2 protein-coding genes are annotated in these 2,431 nt (G+C 73.9%); one reads left to right on the forward strand and one right to left on the reverse strand.

What is annotated here, in order from left to right:
- Nucleotides 1–106 precede the first annotated feature (106 nt).
- Nucleotides 107–874, forward strand: coding sequence for a TSUP family transporter (locus E1264_RS41970; RefSeq protein WP_132183060.1), 768 nt, complete (start codon nucleotides 107–109; stop codon nucleotides 872–874).
- A gap of 6 nt (nucleotides 875–880) precedes the next feature.
- Here E1264_RS41970 and E1264_RS41975 read toward each other — a convergent pair whose 3' ends face one another.
- Nucleotides 881–2,293, reverse strand: coding sequence for a glycoside hydrolase family 15 protein (locus E1264_RS41975; protein WP_132183062.1), 1,413 nt, complete (start codon nucleotides 2,291–2,293; stop codon nucleotides 881–883).
- Between the last annotated feature and the right edge of the window lie 138 nt (nucleotides 2,294–2,431).

Below are 2,431 nucleotides of genomic sequence, written 5' to 3' on the forward strand. Positions count from 1 at the left end.
GATGTCTGGCGGCTTCGGCGGTTGATTGCGGGGCTGGTGGTCGGTGGGGGTGACACGCCGGGGTAATTTGTTTCTTTCGTTTACTCCTTACCTCCCGGGCGCTCGGTTGCAGGTTGAGCATGTGCTCGTGCTGTTGCTGGCCGCTGTGGCGGCTGGGTGGGTCGATGCGGTGGTCGGAGGCGGCGGGCTGATCCAGTTGCCCGCGTTGCTGCTGGTCAATCCCGGTCAGCCGGTGGCGACCGCGCTGGCCACCAACAAGCTCGGCTCGATCATGGGGGTCTCGTCGGCCGCGGTCACCTATGCGCGGCGGGCCAAGCCGGATCGGCCGGTCGCGTTGGCGGCGGCGGGGGTTGCGGTGTGTTGTGCGGCGGGCGGTGCGCTGTGTGCTGCTGCCATCTCCTCGGACGTCCTCAAGCCCGTCATCATGGTCGTTCTGCTGGTCGTCGCCGCGGGCGTGGTGGTGAAGCCGGATCTCGGACGGGTGTCGGAGCCGGTGCTGCGGACGCGGCGGCGGGTCGCGGCGGCGGTACTGGTTCCCGGTGTGGCGATCGCCTTCTATGACGGGCTCGTCGGGCCCGGTACCGGGACGTTCCTGGTGGTCGCGTTCACCGTGTTGTTGGGCATGGACTTCGTCAACGCGTCTGCGACGGCGAAGATCATCAATGCGGGCACCAACCTGGGGGCGCTGGTCGTCTTCGCGGTTCAGGGGCATGTGCTGTGGACGATCGGCATCGCCATGGGCGTCTGCAACATCGCGGGCGCCCAGATCGGTGCGCGCATGGCCATCAACCGGGGGGCCGGGTTCGTCCGGGCGGTCCTGTTGTGCGTGGTGACGGCGCTGGTCGTCAAGCTCGGGTTCGAGCAGGTCGGCTGATCAGCGTCATCCGCTGGGCGGGATGGGCAGCGGCTTCTCCAGAGCGGAGAGGGTCAGCAGGACGAGCGACGCCGTCCAGCCGAGCGGGGCCGGGCCCGCCTGCTTGCCGGTCGGGCCGACCTTCTCCGGCAGGACGCCCAAAGTCGGGCGGTGCGCGGCGAGCCAGTCGAGGCGGCCGATCGCCTCGGTGGTGCGGCCGGAGGTGGCGGCGTTGAGGCCGAACAGGGCCGTCTCCGGTGTCCAGGCGACGTCGGGGGTGCCGGACCAGCGTTCGCCCGGCAGGACGCCGCCGTTCGGCAGCGCCTGCTTGCGCTGGGCGTCGGCGATCGCGGCGGTCACGCCGTCGTCGATCTGCGCGAACGGCGGGGCGAGGAACGTCACCGAGGTGTCCATCAGGCCGCCGCGGATGGGCGAGCGCGGGTAGCCGTAGGGCGCGAACTGCCGGGCGACCGCGTCCGATACGCGTTGGGCGGCGCGCCGCCATTCGGCCGCCTTGCCGTTCTCGCCGCGGGCCCGGGCGAGGTCCGCCGCGGAGCGCAGGCCCGCCAGCACCGGCGCGACGACCCCCAGGGTGGGACGGCGCGGGTCCTCCTCGCGGCGGTGGTCGCGCTCCCAGTAGTCGGACGAGGCGGGCGGCAGGCCCTCGGCGTCCAGCGACCGGGCGAGGTGGTCCGCGCCGCGCCGGACCATGGGCCACAGATCGCGCAGTTCGCCGGACGACGACTGCATCTGGGCGCGGTAGAACCACGTCGCCCACAGCACCCAGCCGACCGAGTCGAGCTGCGGAGCCCGGCCGTCGGTGACCGCCGTCCCGTCGGGGTTGTAGCGGGCGGCCCACATGCCGTTGCCGTGCTGGGCGCGGGCGAGGAAGCGCAGGACGCGGCGGGCCTCGGACGGGTGCCCGGTCGCGGTGAACGCGGCGACGGCGAACGCGGAGTCGCGCGGCCAGCAGTACCGCCACTTCGTGTACCAGGACGCGAGGGACGCGCCGTTCGGGCGGGTGAGGAGCCGCAGGTCGAGCAGGGCGCGGGCGGCCATGTCGCGGTAGTCCTCGTGCTGCCCGAGCGCGGGGCCCGTCGCCGCGGCCGGGGCCGCCCCGCCAGTCGGGACGACGCCCTGCGCCAGCCAGGCGCTGTCGGACCGGATCGCCTGGTCGACCCTCGGGTCGGACGCCTCGACCGTGATGGGCGCCTCACCGCCGGACGGGATGAGCCGGACGCGCCCGTCCGCGAGCCGCACGACCGAGCTGTCCGGCAGGTAGGACGCCCCGGCGGCCTCGTCCGGGGTCAGCGGGGCGCCCGCGAACGGCCAGCCGCCCCCGCCGATCAGCCCGGGGCTCGCCCAGCCGGGCCCGCCGGGGTCCGGCACGTTGGCGCCGCCGGTCGCGATGATCGCGGCGGTGACGAGCAGGGCGGTCACGCGGCGGAACGTGCGGGCCGAACCGCGTTTGGCGGGACGTTTGCGAGGGGTCGGTCGCCTCCGGGGCAGCGGGCTCAACGGCTCCGGGCCAGACGGCTCCGGGGCGGAAGGTGCGGAGGGTGCGGGAGGTGAAGGCGG

It is taken from the genome of Actinomadura sp. KC216 (assembly GCF_004348535.1).
In the GTDB taxonomy this organism is placed as follows: Bacteria; Actinomycetota; Actinomycetes; order Streptosporangiales; family Streptosporangiaceae; genus Spirillospora.